Genomic DNA, 25941 nt, shown 5'->3' with positions numbered 1-25941 from the left:
AGAACACAACATCGGCATAAGGGGAGCGGATCGGCCGGCCGCCTGCCTGTGCCCGCCGCCCGGCGCGGGTCCTTCGGGGGTTGCTCAGGAGACGCTTCGGGAAGGAAGGGTCTGGACGACCCGGGACCGTGTAACCGGACCGGAGACTGACACGGTGTGTCATGCCAAGTCTTGACAAACCTTTTCCGCACCGCCCGCCCACATAAAGGTAAAGTATGTCCGGCGGTGCGGCAGGAGCACCGACGAACGACGGTCCCTTCAGGATGCGACGGTTCGTCAGAATCGGAGCTGGAGAAACCTGGAAGGGTTTCGGGAACGGAGTTTGAGCGCCGGAGGTGCGAAAGTGCGATTCCGGCAGGGAATGCCGCACCTTGATGCCGGGCAATATAGCCGGGATGGGGCACGATCTCTCCAACCGGTAAAAAAACGATGGGATACTATGTTCTGGAATAGAGCGATGGAGACGATCCGGCCTGACGAACTCGCGGATCTGCAACTGAAGCGGCTGAAATGGTCGCTGCACCAGGCACAGAAAGTAGGACTATACCAGAGAAAACTAAAAGAAGCGGGCATCTCGCCGGACGAGATCAGGACGCTCGACGACGTGGAGAAACTCCCCTTCACCTACAAAAAGGAACTTCAGGCCGGATACCCGTTCGGCCTCTTTGCGACCCCCTTGAAAGAGATCGTGCGGATTCACACCACCTCCGGCACGACGGGCAAGCCGACCGTCGTCGGCTACACCCGGCAGGATCTGGAGAACTGGTCGGAGTTGATCGCGCGGAACATGACGATGATCGGTCTATGCGAGGACGACATCTTCCAGAACGCTGTCAACTACGGCCTCTTCACCGGGGGGCTCGGGTTCCACTACGGCGCCGAGAAGATCGGGATGACCGTGATCCCGAGCGCGACCGGAAACACCCGCCGCCAGATCGAGATGATCGAGGACTTCGGGGTGACCGCCATTCACTGCACGCCGAGTTACGCCCTCCACCTCGCCGAGGTGGCCGAGTCGATGGGAAAGACGCTGGATACCCTCAAGACCGGGATATTCGGGGCCGAACCCTGGTCGGAGAGCATGCGTAACGAGCTCGAACGGCGTCTCGGGGTGAAGGCCTACGACAGTTACGGACTCTCGGAGATGTACGGCCCCGGCGTGGCGTTCGAGTGCCCGGAGAGGGACGGGCTTCACATCTGGCACGACTGCTACCTTGTCGAGATCATCGATCCGGAGACCGGCGAGCGGCTCGCTCCCGGCGAGCGCGGCGAACTCGTCATCACGCCGCTCGTCAAGAACGCCCTGCCGCTCATCCGCTACCGCACCGGCGACGTGACCCGGCTGATGGACGACGGGTGTGCCTGCGGGCGCGGGCAGAAGATCGAGCGGATCACCGGCCGGAGCGACGATATGCTGGTCATCCGGGGGATCAACGTCTTCCCGTCCCAGATCGAGCATGTGCTGCGGGCCCTTCCGGAGGTCGGGGAGCAGTTCATCGTATATATCGATCGCGTCAAACATCTTGACGAGATGAACATCGAGGTAGAGATGAGCAGGGCGGGGTTCTCCGGTGAACTCCAGGACCTCGCCCGTATGCAGAAGAAGATCTCCGGCGAACTCCACAATGCGCTCGGCCTTCGGACGGCGGTGAAACTGGTGGAGCCGGGAACGCTCCCCCGTTTCGAGGGGAAGGCCAAACGGGTCATCGACCGGCGGGGAGCGATCTGATGGCTTCGTGGAACCCGCGGATTGAGGAGATGCCGCTCGATGAACTGCGGCGTCTCCAGTTCAAACTCGTTAAATCCCTGGTATACAGGCTCTACAGCTTCAACGACTTCTACCGGCGCCGGATGAAGGAGCAGCAGGTTCACCCCGACGACATCAGGACGCTCGAAGATGTCGCGAAACTCCCGTTCATGTACAAGAACGACCTGCGGGACGGCTACCCGGACAGGATCTTTACCGCCGAACGGAACGAACTGGTCAGGTACCACGTCTCCTCCGGGACGACGGGGAAACCGACGGTCGTCGGGTATACGGAGCGGGATATCCAGAACTGGAGCGAGTCGCTCGCACGGGCGTTCTCCTCCTGCGGTCTCGGGCGGGGCGACGTTATCCAGGTGAGTTACGGCTACGGCCTCTTCACCGGCGGCCTCGGTGCCCACTACGGCGCCGAACGGGTCGGCGCAACCGTCCTTCCGACAAGCGTCGGGAACACCGAGCGGCAGATCGAACTGATGCAGGACCTCCACGTCACCGCCATCGCCTGCACCCCCTCCTACCTCCTCCACATCGGAGAGGTGGCGGAGAAGATGGGCGTCTCGATCAAGAACGACACCGACCTTCGCATGGGTTTCCTCGGCGCCGAGCCCTGGTCGGAGCAGATGCGGGGCAGGATCGAGGACTGGCTCGGGATCCGCGCCTACGACATATACGGGACGAGCGAACTCTCCGGCCCGATGTTCACCGAGTGCACCGAGCAGCAGGGGATCCACATCTGGGGCGACCTCGCTCTCGTCGAGATCGTGGACCCCACGACCGGCGAGGTGCTAGAGGCCGGCGAACAGGGCGAGCTGACCATCACCATGCTGCAGAAAGAGGCTCTTCCCATGGTCAGGTACCGGATCGGCGACCTCACCGCCATCGAGGAAGGCCCCTGCGCCTGCGGCCGGACCCACCCGCGCATCGGCCGGATCCGCGGGAGGGTGGACGACATGCTGATCGTCCGGGGCATCAACGTCTTCCCGTCGCAGGTGGAGCACGCGCTGCTCGAGATCCCCGAGGTCGGCAGACACTTCCAGATCGTCGTCGACCGCAAAGGTGCGCTCGATAACATGCTCGTGCGGGTGGAGGTGAGCGAAGAGGCGTTCTCCGACAAGATCACCGAACTGATGGTGATCAAGAAGGTCGTGGAGCACCGCCTGCGGAGCTCGCTGAACGTGAGCGTGGACGTCGAACTGGTCGAACCGGGAACTCTTCCCCGGTTCGAAGGCAAGTCGAAGAAAGTTGTTGACAGGAGGTCATTGTAATGGAGAAGTCGTATATCGTCAAACAGATCTCGATCTTTTCGGAGAACCGCCCGGGGCGCCTCGCGGCGATCGCCGGTGCGCTCCGGGATGCGGGAATCAACATATTTGCGTTCAGTATTGCCGAGGCGGACGGGTTCGGTGTCGTTCGCGCGCTCGTCGACCGGCCGGAGGACGCCCACCGGAGACTGACCGATCTCGGGTTCAGGGTCTCGTTCACCGACGTCATCGGCGTGAAGATGCGGGATGAGCCGGGCGGCCTCTCGGATATCGCTTCGATCCTCGGGGATGCCGGGATCAACATCGAGTATGCCTACGCCTACTCGGGGAAGGACGCGGCGGTCCTGATCCTGCGCGTGGACCAGGCTGAGGATGCCGTCCGGCAGATCCTCGGCCACGGCGGGGAACTCCTCAAAGCATCCCTTTTCCGATAATTCAAGATCAGACCGGTTCCCGGGGTGCTCCCGGGTCCTCGGCCTCGCCTTTGCGGAACATGTGAACCCTTCCCGTAACGCGCCGGATAGGAAGGACGAATGCAAGGCCCATCCCCGGCTGATCCAGTTCTGCGGCGGCGATGATCGCGTCGAGCACCGCGTCCGCCCGGTCGGCGGCGACGACGGTTAAGATGATCTCTTTCTCGGGCTCGATAGCGATCCCGAGAAGGGATTTCACTTCACGGATACCGGTCCCGCGGCCAAAGATGATGGTTCCTCCCTCAGCCCCGGCGCCGCGAGCCGCTGCAAGCACCGGCTCGGACCAGCCCCGTTTTACGATCGTGACAATCAGTTCGTTATCGGACTCATTACTCAAGTTTCTTCACCTCGTGTTCTCCGGTAGAGGATACCGAGCGCCAGCACCGAGAGGATGGGTGCAAGCGCTATCAGCGCGATCAGCCCGAACCCGTCAACGACGGGGTTGCGGCCCTCGATCCCCGCCGCAACCCCCACGGCAAGGGAGAGGAGGAAGGTGACCGCCATCGGGCCGGTGGCGACACCTCCTGAATCAAACGCGATCCCGACAAAATCCTGATCGGTGAAGAGGAGAAGGACGATGACGAGGAGGTAGCCGGGAATTATGATGGAGAGCAGTGGAATGCCATAGACGAGACGGGCCATCCCGAGCGCTACGGAGATCGCAACCGCAACGGAGAGGCTGTAGACGATCAGGGATTCCTTGATGTAGCCGCTCGAAGATTCTTCAACCTGGTAGCCAAGAACCCGGACCGCGGGCTCCGCATAGGTGGCGAGAAACCCAAGGAGAAATCCGAACGGGATGAGCAGCCACAGGTGGCCAAACGCGGTGACAGCCTCCCCGATCGCCCTGCCAGCCGGGAGGAACGCAACATTGACGCCCTGGAGGAAGAGAGCCATGCCAAGGGCTGCGATCAGGATGCCCCGCACGAGGTTTATGACGTAGACCCGCGGAAGTTTCAGAAAGAGCACCTGAAAGACCCCGAAGAAGATGAGCAGGGGAAGAAGCGCCTGCGCAACCTCAAGAAAGACCTGGTCCATTCCCTCAAAGAGGGGCGTCACGATCATAGATAGATCACTCCCACCAGCATGACGCCGATGACCGGACCGAGTGCGGCAAGCCCGACCAGCCCGAAGCCGTCCGTGAGGGCCGAACGCCCGGCGAGAACCGAACTGACGCCGGTCCCGAGCGCCAGGATAACCGGAATCACCAGGAGCCCGGTTGTCACGCCGCCTGCATCAACCGCGACGGCGAGGAGATCCAGCGGTGTGAACGGCGCAAGAAGAAGGACGATACCGTAGCCGGCGGCAAAGAGGTAAGCAAGAGGGAATCCGAAGATGATGCGAAGGACTCCTATGGTGACAATGAACCCGACGCTGACCGCGATCACAAGGATCAGGGAACCGGACGGGATGCCGCCTCCCGAGGCGGTGTCGAGCATGCCTGCGAGGATACGGATATTCGGCTCCGCGATGGTCGTCAGGAGACCGAAAAAGAACGTTCCCCCAATGACCAGTGCGAGTGAACCGCGGGCAGGGAGTTCCGACCCGATTGCATCGCCGATGGGGAGGAGGCCCGCCTTCACGCCGGAGAGAAAGAGGGCAATTCCGAGAACAACCATGCCGCTCCCGAGCAGGAACAGGAGGAGATCGGACGGCGCCGCACGGAGCACCCCGACCTCGAGGATGACGATGATCAGTATGATCGGGAGGACTGCCTGGACGACCCCTATGACCTCCTCCCTGATCTCCTGCAACATGCCGCCGCTCCTCCCCGGAAAACCGTCCGGGTGTCGGATGATCTACCTGTGTCACGCCTTGAGATAAAGGCAGGGGCGACGCCGGTCAGTGCCGTTTCTCCCATTTCAGGAGTTCCGAGACTTCCGAGAGCGTCTTTCCGCGCCGGATCTCCTCGCGGATCCGTTCTTCGGTCTTTTTGACCTCCACCGCGCGCCGGGCAACCTCGTACGCACGCTCCCGGGGAACCACCACGACCCCGCTCTCGTCGGCGACGATCCAGTCTCCCGGCCGCACCTCCTGACCGCAGCAGACGATTTCGGTGTTGATCTCCCCAAGACCCTTCGGGTCACCGGCGTTCGGGACGGTCGCCGTGGCGAAGACCGGGAACTTCATCTCCCGGATGTCGTCGACGTCCCGGACCGCTCCGTCGATCACGACGCCCGCGACCCCCCGGTTCTTCGCGGAGTGGGTGGCAAGTTCCCCCCAGGGGGCGACGTCCGTCCTCCCGTCATTGCTGACGACGAGAACGTCGCCAGGCCCGGCAAGATCGATCGCCTCGACGGGTTTTGCCCAGTCCCCGGCGACCGTCCTGACCGTCACCGCCCGGCCGACCGCCTTTACCCGACCGCAGATGGAGAGGATGCCCGCCATCGCGCCCTTCCGGTGCATGGCGTCGGTGACGTTCGGTGCGGAGACCGCTTCGAAGAGGCGACGGATGGCTGCGTCCCGGCTCTCCTCCTCCCGCGGCCGGATCTCGGGCCGGTCGATGGCCTCCCTGACCTGCCGCGCCGCCCCGGTCACGTCGGCGGCCTTGACGATGTTCCCTCCCACGATGACGACCGAGGCACCGGCGGCGACCGCCTCGGATGCGGTCGCTGCATCCAGTCCTCCCGCAACGGCGACGGGCGTGCCCACTTCCCCGACAAGGCGGCGGAGGAGGTCGAGCGACGATCTACCGATCATCTGCTGGTCGATACCGACGTGGGCGTTGATGTAGTCGACACCGAGCGCGGCGAGTTCCCGCGAGCGGGAGACAGGGTCGACGACGTTGATGAGGTCGGCCATGAGCCGGACGCCGTATTTGCGGGCGGAGCGCACCGCCTCGACGATGACGGCATCGTCGGCGTCGGCGAGGATGCAGACGATCCCGGCGCCGGACTTCGCCGCCATCTCCACCTCGACGGCCCCGGTATCGGCGATCTTCATATCCGCGACGATCTCACGATCGGGAAAACGTTCCCGGAGCACCCTCACGGCCTGCATCCCCTCGCTCTTGATCAGGGGTGTCCCGACCTCGATCCAGTCCGCACCGCCACGGACCGCTTCACCTGCGATCTCAACCGCACGATCGAGCTCGAGGAGATCGAGCGCCACCTGGAGAGTAGGCGTTGCCATGCAGTACAGTATGGCGAGGGTTCTATTTATCTGGTGCCGGACCGGGGGAAACCTATATCCCATGAGGTGCTTGAGGAGGCCGGCGACACGGATGTGATGACGGATGGTCGAGATCGGTTATAAACTGGCATGCGAGGAGCACGGCCCCCTGGAACTCGTCTGCAACGCCCGCCAGGCGGAAGATGCCGGATTTACGTTTGCCATGATATCGGATCACTACCACCCCTGGACGAGCAGGCAGGGGCAGAGCCCGTTTGTCTGGGGCGTCATCGGCGGCATCTCGCAGGTGACGGCGGATCTCCGACTGGTGACGGGCGTCACCTGCCCGACGATCCGGATCCACCCCGGGATCATCGCCCAGGCCGCCGCAACCGCCGCCATAATGATGCCGGGACGGTTTGCCCTCGGCCTCGGATCGGGTGAGAACCTCAACGAACACGTCTTCGGCAGCCACTGGCCTCCGGCGCCGGTCAGGATCGAGATGCTCGAAGAGGCGGTGGAGGTGATCCGGCTGCTCTGGAAGGGCGGGATGCAGGACTATTACGGCGCCTTCTACACGCTCGAGAACGCACAGGTCTTCTCGCTCCCGGAGGATCTCCCCCCGATCTACATCGCGTCGGAAGGCCCGATCAGCGCATCCATGGCCGCGCGGGTCGGAGACGGGTTCATCAACCCGGGCAGCAACGCGGAGAAGAACCTCATCATCTTCCGCGACTCCGGGGGCGCCGATAAACCGGCATACATCGAGAACTCGGTCTGCTGGGCGGAGACGGAAGAGGCAGGGCAGAGAACCGCATACGAACAGTGGCCGATTCCCGCAAACGCCGGGGAACTCAACCGGCTCCTCCCCACGCCGACCCACTACGAGCAGGCGGCGAAGATGGTGACGCCGGAGGACGTGGCGAAGCACGTCGTCTGCGGGCCCGACCCGGAGGCGCATATCAGGAAGATCGAGGAGAGTGTCGGGAAGGGGTTCGACCACGTCTGCGTCCACCAGATCGGGAGCCAGCAGCAGGAGTTCATGGAGTTTTACCGGGAGGAGGTTCTGCCGCATTTTGGGGAGTAGAGGCGCCGGTTCATATTCACTCCATGCCCTGCCGTCACTCTCCGTGCACCGGGGCACGAGAAGGCCAAAGGTCTTCGAGAGGGCATGCCCTCCTCCCCTATCTTACCTCAGAAGATCATACCTATAACCCCACCCCACCCGGCCTTCGGCCTCCTCCCCGCCCCACGGGGGCGGGGGCAGTGCGTGGCGATATCCCCACGGTCCACTGCACCGGGGCTGTCCCCTCGCTTTTCCGCATTTTGTTTAGCGATACTCGCATCTGGCAGTGTTCGTGCTCCTACCTTTCGACCCGCCAGATCCCCCGTATGCCGTTCTTCGGAGCATCGCTTACCCTATGCACGGATTTCAAGGGGATATCGCCATGGGGGGTGGGGCTGACGGGGAGGGGGGAGCATCCCCCCCTGTCTCCAGCCCATAATTGTGATGCTACGCTCACATGTGACAGCAGGCGGAACGTCCTGATCTTAAACATTCTACGACACTAACCATCGGCGAACTCACTCTAAAATAACCCAAAAAAGGACTATTACCCTTCCGGCTCCTCCAGATCCGTCCGCACCCGACAGATGCTCTCCACCGGCAGGACGAAGATCCTGCCGTCGGCCGGGCTTGCCGGTACGGCCGTTCGCCCGGCAGATACCGATGACCCTGTCGACATCGGCATCCCTGACGACCATCTCGATCTTCACCTCCGGGATGAGTTCCGTGTCATCCCCGGCCTAAAGGCCGGGGTCTTCTCGCTCCGCCCCTTCAACCCCGCAAGATAAACGCCGTAGCGCCGGAGTCAATTATATTCCAGCCCCCGGTTCACCCACAAACTGTTCTCGCCATTCGTAGGAACGGAGGCTCCTTCTGACAAATGCAAATATTTCTACCCCTTCGCATGACGGAAGAACTGATGCATCTAGAGGTGCAACTCATATCTGCGTGATGCGATGAGCACGATCCGGGGTCCTGCAGGCGTCCGCGACGTATGCGCCCGCCTGCGGTCGGCAGGGACCAGGAGAGAACTCGCGACGATCCTCTACCGTGAGGTGTCCGGCTACTCGCTCTTTGACCTCCAGGAGGTGCGGGCGAGGGTAGAGCGCGACCTCCGGTCCGTCCCCGCCGGATACCGGCGACGCCTCTACCCGAGCGTGATGGACCAGATCTTCGAGACGCACCACACCCTCATCTCCGCCGCCCGCCGGGGAGGTCTGGAAGACGGGGAGAGGCCGCTCCCGGGGGAATACCAGGACTTCTGCGACATGGTCGAGAAGACGTGCCTTGCCGGAGACGAGGAGGAGCGGCACCTCGAACTCCTCTACTTCCTCCTCGCCGCCTTCAACATCTTCGTCCTCGACCGCCCCGCCCACCCCGTGGGAACGCCGTTTCCCGGCGGGTTCGAGGTCGAAGTCAGGAACGGGGAGTACCTCTGCCCGGTCAGGGAGAAGGCCGACGACGTCCCAAACGCCCTCTGCCCCTACTGTCCGGCAAAGCAGAGCGACGGATGAAGAAGAAGGCGGCGTGAAAAAAAGAAGTTCCGTTATACGATCCTACTCTTCTTCCTCGTAGCGCTCAAAGAACGTGACCTCGTCGAGGACCTTCTTCGTCTTTATCTGGATCTCCTCGGGGTATCCTGCAGGCACGAGAGATACAAGCGTGTAATCCTCCGGGACGTTGAGAAGTTTCCGGACATCCTCAGCGTAATCCTTCTTCTCCCCCGCCACCCAGCAGGTTCCGACACCCCAGGCCTGGAGCGCAAGGAGGAGCTGCATCGTCGCCGCACAGCAGTCTTCGAGGTAATACTTTGCATCCCGCTTCCCGAAGACGGCGAAACAGATGGGCGCATCGGCGATGAACCTGGCGTTCTCGGCGAGATCGGCAATCGCCCGCAGCGTCTCGCGGCCCTGGACCGTCCCGAAAAGCCAGGGCTGCTCGTTTCGTGCGGTCGGGGCAAGCCGTGCGCAGTCCAGGGCGTCTTTGATGATCTTCTCCTCAATAGGATTGTCCTTGTACTTCCGCACGCTGTGCCTGCTCCGTATCACGGTGACACCGAGATTGACCGTTCCACCAATCGGGCTCATGCAACGATGGTGGGCACTCCTGGCCTAAATACCTTGGGGAAACGGAGGAGGGGAGGGCTCCAACAGAAAGGGCACCCTAGAAGAGGCCCAGTATCATCTGGAGCATGTTCGAGAAGCCGTCGGCGATGACAACGGTTGGATCGATCCCGAGGATCGGGAAGATGAACAGGAAGTACGCGATTGTCCCGAGCGTGCTCCCGACGTTCGCGAGGGCTGCAACCAGCACTACCCGGAAGAGCGGGATCCGCCGCATCTCCGTGAACGTCTCCGCCTCGATGATCTGGCGGAACTCTCCGGCGACGGGTTTCCGTATCTTTGCCTCGACGATGGCGGCGAACCATCCCGCCGCAAGCAGCGGGTTGAGCGAAGTCAACCAGGAGACCGCAAACGCCGTGGCGGCCGAGAGAGGGTGTCCGCCGGCTGCAAGCGTGAATACGGCGCTCAGGACGCCGTTGATCACGATCCAGTAAAGAAGAGCGGTCAGCAGGACGTCGATCCCCACGCCCGAGAACGCTATCGCGGCGATCAGGAGGAGGAAGAGGAGGGTGACGGCAGCCCCGATGATCTTCGCCCACGGCAGACTCTTCACACCGGCGGTCAGGGTCGGGAGCGGCGGCAGCGTCTCCGGCGCGTCCAGGTATCGCTGCACGCCCTGAATATGTCCGGCGCCGACGACGGCAAGCACCCGTTCGTACCGACCGGTGAGCATCAGAACCTGATGGGCCAGATAGGCGTCCCGTTCGTCGATCAGGGCCTGGGCGCCCCGGGGAGAGAACTTCCGGAACTCCACCATCGCAGCGCTCACGACGTCCTGGTCCGTGAACTCGTCAACATCGATCTTCTCGCCCTCGACGCTCACAAGCGAGTAGATCAGGGCTCCGACGAGCTTGATCTTCTCCCAGACACCCATCTTGCCCCAGAACCGGGCAAGCGTGATCCGGATATCCCGGTCGATGAGCGCCACGGGCTTCTGGTGCGCTTCAGCCTCCTCGATGGCGGCGATCATCTCGGAACCGGGCTTCACGCCGGTTTCTGCGCCGATTCGCTGCTGGATGTAGGTGAGCACCCACTGAACGAGGAGCTGGCCGAAGTTCCCGCCTTTCAGGATCTCCGCCACCGAGGGTTCGGCCGTCTCCTGTGTGAGCGATATGAATCTTCCCCGGTCAAGCTCGACGCCGACGATATCGGGCAGGAACTCCTCGATGGCAGATCGAACCTCCTCAACGCTTTTCTGCGAGACGTGTGCCGTCCCGACGAGACGGATCTCAGTCATGGAGCACCTTCACGCCCTCGCTGTCGATCACGGCGCGCTTCCCCGGCGGCACCGCCGCTTCATGGAAGACGGCTCGAATACCGGCCTCCTCCACCGTCTCGGCGGCCTGCCGCCTGCAGAGGTCGGCCGCAACATCGCGCGCATCGCAAGGGGAGAGCGGCGCACCGAGGCCGGGACACTCCGATACCGCGAGGTCGTCGTCCACCAGCATGAACGGATAGGTGCGGCAGATCCAGGGGCGGTGAGCGTAGATCGAGCACCGCCCGTCCCGGAGGAAGATACAGGCATCGGCCGTTCGCCTGAGACACCATGCAAGGGTGTACTCGGCGCCGTTTCCGGCACCGATGAAGTCGGGATAGGGCTCGGCAACCTCATCCCAGGCCATACCGGTCGCCGCCATGATTGCCCGGACCTCGGCAGGACTCACCAGCACGAGGTTCGAGTCCTCCGCGACCCGCCGGCAACAGCCGCCGCATCCCCTGCAACGGAATCCAATCGACCCGAGTTGAGCCGCAACGTCATCTACTCCGAGCATATTCTGTCAAAATTCTCAAAGAGAAGCCTCCCGTTGACGGTATGGCTGACCTCCGGGTGCCACTGGATCCCGTAGAGGTGTTCATCGGGAGATACGATCGCTTCCACGTCGCAGATGGACGATCCTGCAAGCCGGACAAACCCTTCCGGCACAACCGAGACCTCGTCCGCGTGCGATGCCCATACCTGCATCCGGTCGGGGTAGCCCTGGAGAAGGGGGTTCTGTTCGAGGATCTCGACCTCGACGGCACCGAACCCGCCGCTCGCACCCCGGCGGATCGCGCCCCCGCGGGCCGTCGCCATGATGTGCAGCCCAAGACAGATCCCGAGAACGGGGAGACCGAGGTCAAGGTAGGCAGAGGCGACGCCGGCACGCTCAAGGGTCGGGCCGCCGCCGAGGATGATTCCCCGGCAGCCCCGGGCGACCTCGGCCGGCGGCGTCTCATTCGAGATCATCGTGGCCTCGATATCCATGTCACGGAGCGTCCGGAGGATCAGATGATTGAACTGCCCGTAATTGTTGACCACATAGAGTGGAAGCATTGCTTATAGATGGATGTAAAAGGGTAAATAGTCCTTCCCTCAGGAGTACTTCCTGACGAAATCGAAGACTTTCCGGGAGATCTCTTCGGGCTCGTGACCCATGAGGTAGGCGAGCGTCAGCGCCCCGCCGGCTCCCATCCCCTCCTTGACCTCGCCGATGCAGTAGCGGGCGAGCCCGACGTGGCCGAGCTCGGCGAAGTTCGGGTCGACATAGTATGCGACGGTGCCGACATCGGCAACCGACCGGACGAACCCGGCGGACGGATCGTCCCTGACATAGACCGTCGTCGCGAGGTGCGGCACCCGTTTCCCGAGCGCTTTCAGGACGGCCGCAACGGCAAGCATCTGGGTTCCGCCCGCAAAGAGGATGTCGCCGGTATAGGTGCTCGCGATCCCCGCCGCAACCGGCATCATGGGGTCGCCCGCGGCGCGGAGGATATCGAGGGGCTCTCTCGCACCCGTCGCGTCGATCCGGGCGAGCGCTTCGCGGCAGACGGCGTCTTTCAGGCCGAGGGGGTTCTTCGCAAACGCGCTGCTGACCGAGGCGTCGTAGCCGAGCGCCCGCAGAACGCAGAGGGCGGTGGTGGTGCCGCCGGGGACACACTCCCCGAGCATCAAAAAGTCGCTGTACTGTGAGAGAAGCCTCCCGACCATCTCCCCCCGCTCGAAGAGGGCAGCCGCCTCCGGCACCGCGTCCTCCGTTCTCGGATCGCCGCCGGGGCTCCCGTAGACGTCGATGCAGGGGACGGTGGGGGTATGGGCGAGCCCCGCGTTGATGATGACGGGGGCAAGCCCGGTCAGTTCCACCATCGACCGGGTGATGCTCGCCGGCGTCGGGCACCCCGTGGGGGTGTTCGGCCGGGCCGCGACACTCGTGATCGCGCCGGTCGTGACGAGTTCCGCGTCCAGGTTCGGGGTGAGCAGGGTCTTTTCGGGGGTCGGCCCTGCGCCCGACACGCCGGGAACGGTGGAGAGCATCGTGTTACCGAGGACGAGCGCCAGCATCGGGCGCTCGGGCCTTATCCGCAGGTCTTCTGAGAGGAAGGGATGAGACATTATTACAGGGTAGGCGCCGCGGGATAGAAGAGGTTGCGGTCAGCGGCCCGGCCCGGCCCGTGCCCTTTGATCGCTCGAATCCGAGGTCCCTTGCCCAAGTGTGATCTCATGCGGTGGCACAGTGAGAGAGGGGGGCTCAGTCTCACGCGAAGGCGCGAAGAACACGAAGAGCCTATCAATGCTCTGACTTCGCGCCTTTGCGTGAACTCGTATGACATTGCGCCGAATCAGACTCAAACTCCACTCGAAACCCTTCGGGGCTCTCGAACACCGGCAGTCGTTAAATCCAAACGCCGAAATACCTCAGGGCTCCAATATCTGAACAATGTTCGAGATAGAGCGCAGACTGGAAGAGAAGGGCATCGTAAGGGGAGATATCGTCGCTGCCGCGATGGAACTCTACGTCCCCCACGGGATAGAGGCGGATGAGGCCGCGCGCAGGCTTGACGCAAAGATCGGGAAGGCACTGGAGGACCCGAACATTTCATCGCTCCTCCTCGGCGCCCTCCTGCTCGAGGACGAACTCTATGTTAAGCGGAAAGACTCCGAGATCGCCGACGACCCGGTCTTCCTCCTCTCCGACGAGATCATCGGGATGGCCATCGCCGAGGTGATCGGGGGGACCTATGCGCGGTTTGAGTTCACCCGGTACGACCAGAAGAAACCGGGGATCCTGGGCAACCTCGGGCCGTTCCTCGACGACGCCGTCGCCGGGCTGATCGCGGGCTGCACGTCGCGCCTCTACAGCGAGTCGATGGGATCGGTGTGAAGTCGGTCCGCGCCCTCCTGCAGTTCTGCACCTCCCTCCCCCTCGGGAGACCGGTCGAGTTCGAGCACTTTGCCCGCCGCTCCTACCTCTACCCGCTCGCCGGGTACGTCATCGGCGGGATAGCGGCCGGGATTACCTGCTGGATAGCATCCCCGGTGGTGGGTGCGGCCGTCGCCCTCGCCATGGTGCTCGTCCTCTCCGGGTGCAACCACTTCGACGGCCTGCTGGACTTCGGCGACGGGCTTATGGCCCACGGGAGCCGGGAGAAGAGGGTCGCGGCCATGACCGACCGGACGACCGGCGCCGGGGCAGTCGCGGCGGGAATCGTCGTCACGCTTCTATCGTTCGCCGGGCTCCAGACCGCCGCGAACCTCCCGGCGACGATCCTCATCGCCGAAGTCTGCGCGAAGGTCGCGATGTCCTGGCTCACCACGCTCGGCGCGCCGTTCCGGGAGGGGATTCACTCCTACCTCCACGGGTTTGCAAAACCGTGGTTCGTCGTCCCGGCCTTCCTGCTTGCACTGCCGCTCTTCCTGCTGCCGGTCCCGCGGGCGGATATCGCGCTCGCCCTCGCCGCTACGGCCGTCATCGTCGCACTGATGCTCGCTCTTTCCCGACGACTTTTTTGCGGCGTCAACGGCGACGTCGTCGGCGCGACGAACGAGATCGTTCGGGCAGGGATCATTCTCCTCCTCGCTCTCCTGTAATCACCTTTTTTATCCCGGCGGCCGCTACTACTGTAGAATGATACAGGACCACACCCTCTACTCCCGGGGGGGGATCATCACCGAGCGGAACGCGGACTATGCGACGGTACGACTGCGGATTCCGGCAGGAGTTCTCTCCGCGGCGCAGATCAAGCAACTCGGAAAAATCAGCGAGAAGTACGGTGACGGCTCGCTCCACCTCACCATGCGCCAGACGGTGGAGATCCCGCACGTGAACCCCGACAACCTCGCAAAGATCGCAAAAGCCCTCGAGAAGAACGGAACGCCCATCGGGGCGGAACAGAACGAAGTCGTCAACGTCATGGCCTGCCCGGGCACGGAACGATGCAAGTACGCCAACTGCGAGACGATCGACCTTGCCCGGAAGATCGACGAGCGGGTCTTCGGGAAAGAACTCCCGATCCGGCTCCGCATCGCCATCTCCGGCTGCACACATATGTGCAACAGCCCGCTCCTTAACGACATCGGGATCATCGGCAGGATCCGGCCGTTGCGCACTCCGGGGCTCTGCACGGGGTGCGGCACCTGCGTGGAGTACTGCAGGGAGTGCGCCATAAAACTGAAGAACGGCATATCGGTTCTTGACGAGAGCAAATGCGTCCAGTGCGGGATATGCATCCACTCCTGCCCCTACCACCTCCTGAAGTCCGAGTACGCCCACTACCAGATCACGGTCGGCGGCCGGCGCGGGGCCTCTCCCGCTATGGGAAAAGAACTCGTCACCGTTGAGACGGAAGAAGAGGTCGTCGAGGTCGTCGACCGCATCGTCTACTGGGTCTACCGCACCGCATGGAGCGGCCGGCTTCTCGCCGACCAGATGGAGGAGATCGGGTACGATAAGTTTGCAGAGGGAATCCGAAGAGAGTTCGGGCAGAACGACTCTGCAGCAGAGTAGTGAAAGATAGCCCGGTGCGCCGGCGCCGGAGGCGGTAACAGGCCGATGACCGCCCCGGTGAAGAACCGGCACCGGGATCTACCGGCGGTACATTGAAGAGAACCCTTCGCCCGCGTCGTCATCGCACTCGATAGCGGTGCCGTCCCGGACAAGGGTGTTGAACATCATGGCTGCATTGAGCAGGTTCTCGTCCGGACTTCCACCTTGCTGAACGCCGGAGAAAGCCTGGCGTTGCGGCGTCGGGATCGTCCGCTTGCCCACCCGGACACCCGCACAGTGTTTGCAGTAGCCACAGTGGGAGTGAACCGAGACCTCGCGATCTGCGCATGCTACCTTCACCCGGTCACTTCCATCGTCACGGTGAAACTCAAGTATCTTCATGGTACGAGGAACGTAGATTTCCCGAGAATAAGATTCTGTCGATTACCGGGGTTTTTTGAAGCATGCGCGCTACTGGCGCGCATAGAAATGCTTTATATGGAAGACGTCCTACGTATAAGATACTCGCATAAGCAGGCTGTTCGAGCTGACACGCCTATTGAGTGGAGGATACAAACTATGGCAGCTGAGAAGCCCCACATGAATTTAGCAGTTATCGGACACATCGACCACGGGAAGTCTACCACCGTCGGTCGGTTGCTCTTTGAGACTGGAACCGTACCGCCTCACATCATCGAGTCGTTCAGGAAGGAGGCCGAATCCAAAGGCAAGGGCTCCTTCGAGTTCGCCTGGGTCATGGACAGCCTCAAGGAAGAGCGTGAGCGTGGTATCACCATCGATATCGCCCACAAGCGGTTCGACACGGACAAGTACTACTTCACCGTCGTGGACTGCCCCGGTCACCGTGACTTCGTCAAGAACATGATCACGGGTGCATCCCAGGCAGACGCCGCACTGCTGGTCGTCGCCGCACCCGACGGCGTGATGGAGCAGACCAAGGAGCACGTCTTCCTGTCCCGTACGCTCGGTATCAACCAGTTGATCATCGGCGTCAACAAGATGGACGTCGTCAAGTACGACGAGAAGCGCTTCAACGAGGTCAAGGAACAGCTCTCCCAGCTGCTCAAGATGGTCGGCTACAAGCCCGACGCCATCAGTTTCATCCCGATGAGCTCGTTCGTCGGCGACAACATCGGGAAGCCCAGTGAGAACACTCCCTGGTACAAGGGCCCGACGGTGCTCGATGCACTCAACGCGCTCACCGAACCCGAAAAGCCCACATCCCTCCCCATGCGTCTCCCCATCCAGGACGTCTACTCCATCTCCGGTATCGGGACCGTGCCCGTCGGCCGTGTCGAGACCGGTATCATGAAGAAGGGAATGAAGGTCAGTTTCATGCCCGCGAACAAAGAGGGTGAGATCAAGTCCATCGAGATGCACCACGAGGAGATCCCGCAGGCACTCCCCGGCGACAACGTCGGGTTCAACGTCCGTGGTATCGGCAAGGGCGACATCCGCCGTGGCGACGTCTGCGGTCCCGCCGACGTACCCCCGACCGTTGCAGAGGAGTTCATCGCACAGGTCGTCGTGCTCCACCACCCCAGCGCCCTGACCGTCGGTTACACCCCGGTCTTCCACTGCCACACCGCCCAGATCGCATGCTCCTTCGTCGAGCTCATGAAGAAACTCGACCCGCGGACCGGCCAGGTCAAGGAAGAGAACCCCACGTTCCTCAAGACCGGCGACGCTGCAATCGTCAAGATCCGGCCCACCCAGCCCATGGTCATCGAGAAGGTCAAGGAGATCCCGCAGCTTGGGCGGTTCGCGGTCCGTGATATGGGATCCACCATTGCGGCAGGCGTGTGCATGGACATCACACCCAAGCAGATGAGATAAGAAGATACCTATAATTTTTTGGTGGTTAACATGCAGAAGGCCAGAATACGTCTTTCCGGAACTGATTTCGAAAAAATCGAGATGGTCTGCGACCGGATCAAAGAGATAGCAGAGCGTACCGGCGTCAATCTGGCAGGTCCTATCCCGCTGCCCACGAAGAAACTCGTGGTCCCCACCAGGAAGAGCCCTGACGGCGAAGGTACCGCAACCTGGGATCGCTGGCAGATGCGGGTGCACAAGAGGCTCATCGACATCGATGCCGACGAGCGTGCGCTACGCCAGCTGATGCGCATTCAGGTTCCAAAAGACATCGGCATTGAGATTGTGCTGGAGAGCTGAGGTGAGTGCGGCGTGAAGGCCGCCGTGTTCGCGGCAGGAGTCCGTGAACGACTACTCTCATTCGAGGGGCTTTTTCTCCTCATATTTCTGGCCACAATTGCCCTCCGTTTTTACTCGCTCGACTTGAAGTTGTTTCACCACGACGAGGCTATTCACGCGTGGTTCTCCTATCGGCTCCTGACCGAGGGGACGTATACCTACGACCCCATGTATCACGGGCCGTTTCTCTACTACATGACGGCCGGGATCTTCTCGCTCCTTGGAGACTCCGATCTTGTGGGCAGGCTCTTCCCGGCGCTGCTCGGCACCCTGCTCGTCCCGCTGGTCTATCCGATCTACCGGCTCGGTTATCTCGATAAGAAGCAGGCTATCGTCGCGGCGCTCTTCCTTGCCGTGTCGCCGAATATGGTCTACTTCTCGCGGTTCCTCAGGAACGACATCTTCATCGCCTTCTTCACGATGGTGCTCCTCGTCGCCCTCCTCTACTACTTCGAGCGGCAGAAGGTGCAGTACGCGCTCATCGCCGGGGCGGCGATCGGGTTCGGGATGTCCGCGAAGGAGAACATGCCGATCATCGTCCTGATCTTCGGGGCGTACCTCCTTTACCTGGTCTGGACTGGAAAAGCGCGGCTCCCGAAGCGCTGGATCCGGGATCTCGCGCTCGGCGCCCTCGTCGCGGTCGGGATCATGGCGGTTCTCTACTCGTCGTTCGGCGCCCACCCCGAGGTGCTCATGGACGGGTGGCTCCGGGCTATCGAGCACTGGACATCGATGCACCAGGCCCAGCGCCTCGGGGGGCCGCCGTACTTCTACATCCTGTTCTTCCTCCTCTACGAGGTGCCGATCCTGATCCTTGCCGTGGTCGGGGTTCTGCAGTTCGTCGACATCCCGGGCATCGTCTCCCGCTGGAAGGAGCGACGGGCGGGGACCACGGGGAGCCCCGGTGAAGGAGAAGAGACAGAGGCTGAGGAAACCCGGGAGACTGAAATCCCGCCCGCTGAGCGGATATCAGGCTTCAAAGACCGGGTCCGCGAGATCCTCTCGGGCGACGGGGAGATCCGGCCGATCGACCGGCAGAAGGAGTTCGCGAGGTTCGCCATCTTCTGGATGCTCCTCTCGCTTGCAGTCTACGCCTACATCGGCGAGAAGGTGCCGTGGCTGATCCTCCACCAGCTCCTGCCCATGATCTTTGTGGCGGTCTATCTGATGACCACAAAGAAAACAGTCATCGCCGTCGTAGCAAGCATCTTCCTGATCGTCATGACGCTCCATGTGGCGTACACCCCGGCGGATATCAACGAACCCATCGTGCAGGTGCAGAACTCCGAAGACCTGCGGGAGGTCTTTGCGAAGATCGATGCCGCGGATAAGGTGGCGGTCGCGACCGACTCATACTGGCCGCTTCCCTGGTATTATCGGGGCGACCGTGCCTCGAAACTCGCGTATTACAGCCAGAAGGTGAGCGAACCGACGATATACGGAGGGGACTTCGATCTCGTGATCACCCACGATGCCGATACCTATCCGACCCTCGAAGGCTACGTGAAGGAGACAAGCCGGCTGAACTACTGGTTCTCCTACGAGGAGAACAAGGACAGGCTGCTCGAGTATTACTTCCTGCGGGACGGGAAGATGGGGAGCAGAAACCTCGAGGTCTTCTCGAGGGTTCCCGCGGGGACGACTGCCTGACACCATTTTCCCGGTCCAGCGGCTGGAGATCTAGTTCCCCACATCCCCTTCTTCTCCCCAAAGTCTCCCGGAGTTCTCAAGACTCGGATTCTCGCGCTTCGCGGCTTCGCGTCCTTCGCGTGAGACTGCATCATCGCTTATAGACTGTTAGCTCACACGAAGTGCGAGCGAGAGCGAGCTTGAGCCGCCCCAAGTGCGAGCCGCGAAGGACGACTTTTCCGAAGGGTGCGACGTTCCGGAGAACGACTGTCCGTAGGATGCAATGGCCCGCAGGGCCGGAACTTGAGAAACCCGAAAGGTTTCGGACAGGAGTTTGAGAAGACCGGAGGTCTTCGAGACGTGAGCGATAGCGAACGTAAGCACCGTCAGGTGCGGGAAAGGAGTTGGAGCACCGGTAGGTGCGAAGTGCGAAGAACACGAAGTTGATCTCGAATATTTGGGTTCAGTACTTCGCTAATTTCGGTATCTGAAATAGACCAATGCAGCCTCGCATAGCGACCTACAACGGGATCGGCAGCACCCGGGCACCGGACTTCGCACCTTGCGGTGCTCATGCTCCTGCCCACGCACCTAACGGTGCTCCAACTCCGTTTCTCTGGAACGTCACACCTTCGGCCAGTCGCGCTTCGCGGCTTCGCGCTCTTCGCGCGAGGTTCTGTTGACATCCTCCAATTTACTCACGCGGAAGCACGCGGGAGAACGCGAAGGACGATGGATGGAACATCCGGAGTTTGAGCAACCGTTAGGTTGCGAAGGGAGGTCGATGGTTTGACCTCTTGAAGATTACCTCAACCGTTTTAGCGAAGTACTGGGGTTTTAGATGACCACAAGCAGTAGGATCAATGGACTTTACCAGGAGCGTTTGACGCCACTCACGCCGGAGAACAGGTACAAAAGATGAGAGTGCGAAAAGAGGGTGGATGTCAGGGCTATCCGAGTTCGTCCCAGCCGGTCTTCTTCCGGTATATCACGACGCCCGCGACGATAAGGACGATGATGACCCCGATGCCGATGTAGAGGAGGAGGTTACCTCCAAGGTTGAATCCTTCGCCGATCTTCTCCTTGAGCGCATTTGCATCGGACAGAGCCTCGTTGGCCTTATTCAGGCCGTCCCCTGCCTTCGACCGCGCCAGCGGGTAGTTCTTGCCGTTCAGGTTGTCCTGTGCCTGGGAGTAGAACTGGACGGCGCTCTCCCGCTTGGTCATGATGGCGACCACCTGCGGATCGGCACTCATGGAACGGTTCTCGACGAAGTAGGTGATCATCCCGTCGAGGGACTCGATCGCCGCACCGGTGTCAGCGACCGCTTTCTCGGCCCACGCCTTATCGAGGAGCGCAATCGCCTCGTCAATATCTATCTTCGCGGTGGCGATGTAACTCGCCGCCTGTGACGGGTCTGCCGACGCAGCGCTGGTGAGCGCCTGGCTCGCGGCGTTGTACTCGGCCTGTGCGGCGGCGACATCAACGCCCTGTGCCGATTTCTCATCGATATCGGCCTTCAGGTCTTTGAGGCGCTGCTGCTGGGCGGCAAGAGAACCCCCGATCTGGGCCGCGGTCACGACGTCGCGGGTCATGCGGTATTCATCCTCCACAGTCTTGTCCCTGTAGTGCTCAATCTTGACCACCTCTAACCTCCCAGCTGAGGTTGTGGGCACGGTACCGCGCAGCTGAACATCGAGCTCGACCTCGCCACTGTAACCTATCTCGAACTCCAACAGGGTCTGGTAGGGACCCCCTCTTGTGGGGAAGGCTATATCCGGATAACCCTCACGCCGGATTTTGAAATCCCAGGCAGGTTTCTGCAGCCCGGTACTGAACTCGAATTTTTCATCGTCCATGTAGGTACTGCCTGTGGAGGCCATCTTATAAGAGATCACATAGTGCGCGTTCACGCTCTGGCCGGGTTCGAGAGCACCGCTCTCAGGTTTAATCTCTTCTCTGGTGACCTCGAACGCCGATGCTGCCTGCGCGACACAGACCAGTGCCAGCAGGAGAATGAACCATCTGCTGATGTTTGTTTTCATAGCGTATCCTCACTCGAACAGCGGCTCTATGCCGTCGTCAAACATGGTCGAGCGCTTTTCCTTGGACTTGAGGACATCTTCCTTCGTGGACTTGGCAATCTCAAGAAGTTCGGTGATCCGGGGAGCGTTCCCGATCGTCGCAAGAACCACCACTGCAGCGATGTAGTCGCTCTGCACCGGGTAATCCCCGCCACGCACCTCGACGCCGGCGATGTTCTCCTCCACCCAGCTCTTCGACTTCTCGACGCCCTTCCGGTCCATCTCATCCGGCGGGCCCGCGAGAAGAACGAGACCGCGCTCGGCCGTCGAGTAGTCGCACGGCAGGGTGAGGCGCCCGAGCATGGCACGCCTGACAAGGGCGATGATCTTCGCAGACTTGTCCTCGCCGGTCAGGACTTCCTCGGTCTTCTCCTTCTTGCGCACCAGGCCGGAGAGGAGCCCCTGGCTCTGCTTCGTACGAGGGCTGATCTTCTCGCTGATGGCGTATCCGACAGAACTGATGCCGCCGCCCCGGAGAGTGTTGATGACCTCGCTCGAGTCCACGACCATCTCGCCGACGCCGGCCTTGCCGACCTCGCCTGCACGGAAAAGCACTCCGAACCGGCGGACGATCTCGTCGTTCAGCCGGTTATACGCATCTTTGACGCTCTCTCCTTCATTCTTCCAGGCACTATTGTCGAAGATGAAGGTATTATCCGCCTCGTTCACCAGGGTGCTCAGGGAACGCGCTGCGTTGTAGGAATAGAGTCGGCCTTCCTCGGGGGCAGGCAGGATGCCGATCGCATAGACCGGTTCCCGGTAGATGCGCTTTAAGTGGCGGGCGAGGACCGGCGAACCCCCTGAGCCGGTTCCGCCGCCGAGGCCGGCGATGATGACGAAGGCATCGATGTCGTGCGTACCGCGCGAATCGATGGCGTTGATAATAGCATCGATCTCATCGGCGGTCACCCGCGCACCGGTCACGTTGTCGGTCCCGACACCATGGCCTTTCACCACGGTCTGCCCGATCAGGAGCCGATCTTTAAGTTCGATGTTTTTCAGCCCCATCAGGTCGGTACGCGCCGTATTTACGGCAATCCCCCTGAAATTCTGGGTCTGCATTCGTTTGTCCTGTTCGATGAACATATCGACAATTTTGCCCCCAGCCTGACCGAATCCTATGAAGAAGACCCTCATTCAGCTTCACACCCTCATAATGACTAATTAATTATATCCACGCTTATGTATAAAGACCATGCATACATTATAACCCAAAAGTGTTCTTATATTTTTCATACGTAGGGATAAATGATGAAGATCTGCGTTGTGGGGGGAGGTCTGTCCGGTCTGGTCTCGGCTCTCGAACTCGCCGGGACACACCAGGTAGATCTCTTTGAGCGAAGGCCCGTTCCGGGCGGCTGCCTCGGTTCGTACCGGATCGGCGATTACTGGATCGAGGAGTATTACCACCATTGTTTTGCCGGCGATGACGCCCTCCTTAACCTCTTCGATACGCTGCAGATGGCGGATCGGCTGGTATGGCTTCGAGGTTCCACCGGCTACTACGTCGACGGAACCATCCACCCGCTCACAACCCCGACCGAGATCCTGCGCTACCCCCATCTCACTCTCATGGAAAAGGCCCGTCTCGGGCTGCTGACGCTGCGCTCCCGCCGGTTGGACGTCTCGGCGCTCGACGGGATCACCGCGAAGGACTTCATCCTCGACAACCTCGGTTCCGGGGTATACTCCTCGTTCTTCGAGCCGCTCTTAAAGAGCAAGTTCGGCTACCGCTCCGGCGAGGTCTCCGCCGCCTGGCTCATATCCCGCATCGCCATCCGGTCCGACCGGGGTGCCGGGGGCGAGCGCCTGGGATACCTGAAAGGGGGGTTCCGGCACTTCATTGCGCGGCTCGAGGAAGAGGCGGCGCGACGGGGCGCCTCGATCCTGCCGGACGCTCCCGTCGAGGAGATCCGGCGGGAGGGGAGCGGCTGGATCGTCAACGGGAGATCGTACGATGCCGTCGTATCGACGCTCCCCCCGCAGGTGACCGCCGACCTTACCGGTCTCGATATCGCCAAAATACCCTACCAGGGCGCCGCCTGCATGACCCTCGCACTCGGCCGGGACGTGACCGACGGCATATACTGGCTGAACATGAAGGATGCGGCTCCTTACGGTGCGGTGGTCTCGCATACCAACTTCGCTCCGTTCGAGTGGTACGGCGAGCATATCGTCTACCTTGCATCCTACTTCAGCGGCAGGCTCCCGGAGGGATTCGAACAGTCGATGCTTGCCGACTTCTGTCGCCGGTTCTCCGTCGACGAGGACGAAGTGCACTGGCACCGGCTCGCGGTCGACCCGTATGCCGGCCCGGTCTACACGACGGGGCTCCGTAACCGCCTTCCCGACTACGAAGAGCATGGACTCTTCCTCGCCGGGATGTTCAGCCCCCCGAATTACCCGGAGCGGAGCATGAACGGTTCGGTCGTCGCCGGGCAGGAAGTGGCGAAGAGGGTTCTCGCGAGGTACCCGGATGCGTGAGATCGAGGTGAGCGCCGTCCTTCCGGTCTATAACGATCTTGCGGCACTCAGGGTAGCCATACCGCGGTCGCTCGAGACGCTTGAAGCGATCGCCCCGGGGAGGTTCGAGCTCATCGTCGCCGAGGACGGGAGCACCGACGGGAGCACGGAGTTCGTCAGGGAGTGCGAGGCGAACGATCCCCGTGTCCGCCTGTTCCACTCCGACGAGCGGCTCGGGCGGGGACGGGCGCTCAACCGCGCGTTTGCCGCAGCCTCGGGATCGATCGTCTGCTACTACGACGTGGACCTTGCGACCGACATGCGGCACCTCGCAGAACTGATCGACGCCATCCGCGACGGCCACGACATTGCAACCGGTTCACGCCTCCTCCCCGAGAGCACCATCATACGGAGCGGCGGGCGGGAGATCGCGAGCCGCGGCTACAACACGCTTGTCCGGACGATCCTCGGAAGTTCGCTCCGCGATCACCAGTGCGGGTTCAAGGCGTTCCGGCGCGACCGTCTTCTCTCCCTGCTCCCATCGGTGACCGCAGATCACTGGTTCTGGGACACCGAGGTGCTGGTTCGGGCGCAGAAGAGCGGCTACCGGATACGGGAATTCCCCGTGCAGTGGCAGCAGGGCGAGGGGACGACGGTACGGAGAAACGACGTAGTAGATATGGGATCGGCGATTCTTCGCCTCTGGTGGCGGCTCCATGTGGAAGAAAGTTAGCGCGGTCGTCATCCCCACCCTGATCGCGGTCGGGATCGTCGCCTACATGCTCTACCGCGTATGGGACGACCTCCTGCTGACGCTCGAACATGCGGTGCTGCCGTTCCTCTTTGCCGCCGTCGGGATCTGCGTCACTGCCTGGATCCTCCGGGGGTACCGGTATCGGTTCATCCTGCAGGGGCTCGACATCAGGAAAGGCCTCTGGTTCTCGACCGCCTGCATCTTCATCTCCCAGACGGCGAACCTCATCGTCCCTGCGCGTCTCGGCGATTTCGTGCGGATGCTCATCCTGAAGCACGAGGATGACGCCACCTACTCGCAGGGGTTCTCGTCCCTCGTCGTCGAGCGTGTCTTCGATATCCTGATGGTCGCGGTGCTCGGTGCCGTCGCGCTCCCGTTCGTCCTCGCGGTACTCGACGTACCCGACTGGTTCATCACAGTCATCGTCGTCCCCCTCGCCGCAGGAGGCGTCTTCTTCGCCGTGCTTCTGTGGTCGGGCAGGATAGAGTCGGGGAACCGGATTATCGCCGCCATCCAGAGGATGCTCAACGAAGTGAAGCGGGCCTCCCTCAACCCCCGGGCTCTCGGTGTGCTCAGCGGGTCGTCGCTCCTGATATGGCTCGTCGACGTCCTGGTCTGCTACGCGGTCGTCCTGATGTTCCAGGAGTCGATCCCGTTCGCCGTCGTCGTCCTCGCGATCGTCGTCGGCAACCTCGTCAAGGCCGTTCCGATCACCCCGGGAGGGGTGGGCACCTACGAACTCGCGCTCGCTCTGACGTTCGGGCTCGCGGGAACCCCGGCGGTCACGGCAACGCTGATAGCGGTCATCGACCACCTGATCAAGAACCTGGTCACGCTCGTCGGGGGCGTCGGGTCGATCTACTACTTCGGCGACTGGTCGATGAATCTCTTGAAAAGAGCATTCAACAGGGAGATCGATACGGAGGATACGTTTGGCGGTTGAGTTTATCGTTCCCGTGCTGCTCTGGCTTCTCGTCGTCAAAGTGCTTCATCTCGCCGTCTGGCCGGCGCTCGACCGCACCCTCGGGAGCCTCGCGGCGGCGGCCGCCTACCCGGCATCGGTCCTCCTCTTCACGCTCGGCACGTGGTACCTGGGCCTCTCGGGCCTTCCGATCGTGCTCGCCCTTCTGCCGTTCGCAGCCGCGATCGCGTATGCAGGGGCACGGGGGTTCTTCACGAGGGAGCGGCTGCGGTCGGCGCTTACCTGGGACCTCGCCTTCCTGCTCCCCTTCCTC

General features: G+C 61.9%; 27 protein-coding genes and 1 pseudogene. 16 read left to right on the top strand and 12 right to left on the bottom strand.

What is annotated here, in order from left to right:
- Positions 1-439 precede the first annotated feature (439 nt).
- From L21_RS04485 to L21_RS04475, 3 genes are read left to right on the top strand one after another with little or no spacing between them, the layout of a single operon-like run.
- Complete coding sequence (locus tag L21_RS04485; protein WP_074369303.1) at positions 440-1729, top strand: phenylacetate--CoA ligase family protein; 1290 nt, start codon at positions 440-442, stop codon at positions 1727-1729.
- A complete protein-coding gene (locus tag L21_RS04480; protein ID WP_074369302.1) occupies positions 1729-3030 on the top strand; it encodes a phenylacetate--CoA ligase family protein in 1302 nt (433 codons plus the stop codon). The genes L21_RS04485 and L21_RS04480 overlap by 1 nt, the downstream gene beginning before the upstream one ends.
- Positions 3030-3461, top strand: coding sequence for an ACT domain-containing protein (locus tag L21_RS04475; protein ID WP_074369301.1), 432 nt, complete (start codon positions 3030-3032; stop codon positions 3459-3461). Before L21_RS04480 ends, L21_RS04475 begins: the two co-directional genes overlap by 1 nt.
- Positions 3462-3468: 7 nt before the next feature.
- Here L21_RS04475 and L21_RS04470 read toward each other — a convergent pair whose 3' ends face one another.
- The 4 genes from L21_RS04470 to hxlA form a co-directional block, all read right to left on the bottom strand.
- Entirely contained in the window at positions 3469-3837 is a 369-nt protein-coding gene (locus L21_RS04470; protein WP_074369300.1) for a P-II family nitrogen regulator, read from the bottom strand.
- Positions 3834-4565 carry a DUF1538 domain-containing protein gene (locus L21_RS04465; RefSeq protein WP_074369299.1) on the bottom strand — a complete coding sequence of 244 codons (732 nt, stop codon included), beginning with the start codon at positions 4563-4565 and terminating at the stop codon, positions 3834-3836. The genes L21_RS04470 and L21_RS04465 overlap by 4 nt, the downstream gene beginning before the upstream one ends.
- Positions 4562-5257 (bottom strand): DUF1538 domain-containing protein, encoded by a 696-nt coding sequence (locus L21_RS04460; RefSeq protein ID WP_074369298.1) that lies wholly within the window; start codon positions 5255-5257, stop codon positions 4562-4564. Before L21_RS04460 ends, L21_RS04465 begins: the two co-directional genes overlap by 4 nt.
- Positions 5258-5342: 85 nt before the next feature.
- Positions 5343-6632, bottom strand: coding sequence for a 3-hexulose-6-phosphate synthase (gene hxlA, locus L21_RS04455; protein ID WP_074369297.1), 1290 nt, complete (start codon positions 6630-6632; stop codon positions 5343-5345).
- Between the two features lie 103 nt (positions 6633-6735).
- On the opposite strand from hxlA, the gene L21_RS04450 reads away from it, so the two are divergent.
- The 3 genes from L21_RS04450 to L21_RS04440 all read left to right on the top strand — a co-directional run bounded on the left by L21_RS04450 (position 6736) and on the right by L21_RS04440 (position 9191).
- Positions 6736-7698 carry a TIGR03557 family F420-dependent LLM class oxidoreductase gene (locus L21_RS04450; RefSeq protein WP_074369296.1) on the top strand — a complete coding sequence of 321 codons (963 nt, stop codon included), beginning with the start codon at positions 6736-6738 and terminating at the stop codon, positions 7696-7698.
- Positions 7699-8264: 566 nt separating this feature from the next.
- Positions 8265-8465 (top strand): hypothetical protein, encoded by a 201-nt coding sequence (locus L21_RS14525; protein ID WP_074369295.1) that lies wholly within the window; start codon positions 8265-8267, stop codon positions 8463-8465.
- A 168-nt stretch (positions 8466-8633) separates the two neighbouring features.
- Positions 8634-9191 (top strand): DUF2115 domain-containing protein, encoded by a 558-nt coding sequence (locus L21_RS04440; RefSeq protein WP_074369294.1) that lies wholly within the window; start codon positions 8634-8636, stop codon positions 9189-9191.
- 42 nt (positions 9192-9233) lie between these two features.
- Here L21_RS04440 and L21_RS04435 read toward each other — a convergent pair whose 3' ends face one another.
- From L21_RS04435 to cobT, 5 genes are all read right to left on the bottom strand, one after another.
- Entirely contained in the window at positions 9234-9764 is a 531-nt protein-coding gene (locus tag L21_RS04435) for a nitroreductase family protein (protein ID WP_074369293.1), read from the bottom strand.
- Positions 9765-9840: 76 nt separating this feature from the next.
- Positions 9841-11037 (bottom strand): TraB/GumN family protein, encoded by a 1197-nt coding sequence (locus tag L21_RS04430; protein ID WP_074369292.1) that lies wholly within the window; start codon positions 11035-11037, stop codon positions 9841-9843.
- On the bottom strand, positions 11030-11572 hold the full coding sequence (locus L21_RS04425; RefSeq protein ID WP_074369291.1) for a YkgJ family cysteine cluster protein: 543 nt from the start codon (positions 11570-11572) through the stop codon (positions 11030-11032). Before L21_RS04425 ends, L21_RS04430 begins: the two co-directional genes overlap by 8 nt.
- The gene (locus L21_RS04420; protein WP_074369290.1) at positions 11560-12114 is read right to left on the bottom strand and encodes a GMP synthase subunit A; all 555 of its coding nucleotides are present in this window, start codon (positions 12112-12114) and stop codon (positions 11560-11562) included. The genes L21_RS04425 and L21_RS04420 overlap by 13 nt, the downstream gene beginning before the upstream one ends.
- Positions 12115-12153: 39 nt before the next feature.
- Complete coding sequence (gene cobT, locus L21_RS04415; RefSeq protein WP_074369289.1) at positions 12154-13170, bottom strand: nicotinate mononucleotide-dependent phosphoribosyltransferase CobT; 1017 nt, start codon at positions 13168-13170, stop codon at positions 12154-12156.
- Between the two features lie 325 nt (positions 13171-13495).
- On the opposite strand from cobT, the gene L21_RS04410 reads away from it, so the two are divergent.
- The 3 genes from L21_RS04410 to L21_RS04400 are packed head-to-tail and all read left to right on the top strand — an operon-like array spanning position 13496 to position 15562.
- Complete coding sequence (locus tag L21_RS04410; protein WP_074369288.1) at positions 13496-13939, top strand: phosphatidylglycerophosphatase A; 444 nt, start codon at positions 13496-13498, stop codon at positions 13937-13939.
- Entirely contained in the window at positions 13936-14646 is a 711-nt protein-coding gene (cobS, locus tag L21_RS04405) for an adenosylcobinamide-GDP ribazoletransferase (protein WP_074369287.1), read from the top strand. The genes L21_RS04410 and cobS overlap by 4 nt, the downstream gene beginning before the upstream one ends.
- A 37-nt stretch (positions 14647-14683) precedes the next feature.
- Positions 14684-15562 carry a 4Fe-4S binding protein gene (locus L21_RS04400; RefSeq protein WP_074369286.1) on the top strand — a complete coding sequence of 293 codons (879 nt, stop codon included), beginning with the start codon at positions 14684-14686 and terminating at the stop codon, positions 15560-15562.
- 78 nt (positions 15563-15640) lie between these two features.
- Here the strand turns inward: L21_RS04400 and L21_RS04395 are convergent, their stop codons facing one another.
- Positions 15641-15943: a hypothetical protein gene (locus L21_RS04395; protein ID WP_074369285.1), complete on the bottom strand. Its 303-nt coding sequence runs from the start codon at positions 15941-15943 to the stop codon at positions 15641-15643.
- Positions 15944-16120: 177 nt separating this feature from the next.
- Here L21_RS04395 and tuf point away from each other — a divergent pair, with 177 nt between their 5' ends.
- The 3 genes from tuf to L21_RS04380 are packed head-to-tail and all read left to right on the top strand — an operon-like array spanning position 16121 to position 19426.
- On the top strand, positions 16121-17398 hold the full coding sequence (gene tuf / locus L21_RS04390; RefSeq protein WP_074369284.1) for a translation elongation factor EF-1 subunit alpha: 1278 nt from the start codon (positions 16121-16123) through the stop codon (positions 17396-17398).
- Positions 17399-17428: 30 nt separating this feature from the next.
- Complete coding sequence (rpsJ, locus tag L21_RS04385; RefSeq protein ID WP_011843573.1) at positions 17429-17737, top strand: 30S ribosomal protein S10; 309 nt, start codon at positions 17429-17431, stop codon at positions 17735-17737.
- Between the two features lie 12 nt (positions 17738-17749).
- On the top strand, positions 17750-19426 hold the full coding sequence (locus tag L21_RS04380) for a flippase activity-associated protein Agl23 (RefSeq protein ID WP_074369283.1): 1677 nt from the start codon (positions 17750-17752) through the stop codon (positions 19424-19426).
- Positions 19427-20355: 929 nt separating this feature from the next.
- Here the strand turns inward: L21_RS04380 and L21_RS04375 are convergent.
- Positions 20356-21450 (bottom strand): hypothetical protein, encoded by a 1095-nt coding sequence (locus L21_RS04375; protein WP_074369282.1) that lies wholly within the window; start codon positions 21448-21450, stop codon positions 20356-20358.
- A gap of 9 nt (positions 21451-21459) precedes the next feature.
- Positions 21460-22626, bottom strand: a complete 1167-nt coding sequence (locus L21_RS04370) for a tubulin/FtsZ family protein (protein WP_074369281.1) — start codon at positions 22624-22626, stop codon at positions 21460-21462.
- Between the two features lie 114 nt (positions 22627-22740).
- On the opposite strand from L21_RS04370, the gene L21_RS04365 reads away from it, so the two are divergent.
- From L21_RS04365 to L21_RS04350, 4 genes and pseudogenes are all read left to right on the top strand, one after another.
- Positions 22741-23973, top strand: coding sequence for an NAD(P)/FAD-dependent oxidoreductase (locus L21_RS04365; protein ID WP_074369318.1), 1233 nt, complete (start codon positions 22741-22743; stop codon positions 23971-23973).
- Positions 23966-24685, top strand: a complete 720-nt coding sequence (locus L21_RS04360) for a dolichyl-phosphate beta-glucosyltransferase (protein ID WP_074369280.1) — start codon at positions 23966-23968, stop codon at positions 24683-24685. The genes L21_RS04365 and L21_RS04360 overlap by 8 nt, the downstream gene beginning before the upstream one ends.
- On the top strand, positions 24669-25649 hold the full coding sequence (locus L21_RS04355) for a lysylphosphatidylglycerol synthase transmembrane domain-containing protein (protein ID WP_074369279.1): 981 nt from the start codon (positions 24669-24671) through the stop codon (positions 25647-25649). The genes L21_RS04360 and L21_RS04355 overlap by 17 nt, the downstream gene beginning before the upstream one ends.
- Positions 25639-25941, top strand: a pseudogene (locus L21_RS04350) (DUF2298 domain-containing protein); the annotation flags it as partial. The gene L21_RS04355 and the pseudogene L21_RS04350, both read left to right, overlap by 11 nt.

The sequence above is a fragment of the Methanoculleus chikugoensis genome (assembly GCF_900095385.1).
Taxonomy (GTDB): domain Archaea; phylum Halobacteriota; class Methanomicrobia; order Methanomicrobiales; family Methanoculleaceae; genus Methanoculleus; species Methanoculleus chikugoensis_A.
Note: the sequence above shows the minus strand (reverse complement) of the source record. Positions and strands in the feature narration are given on the sequence as shown.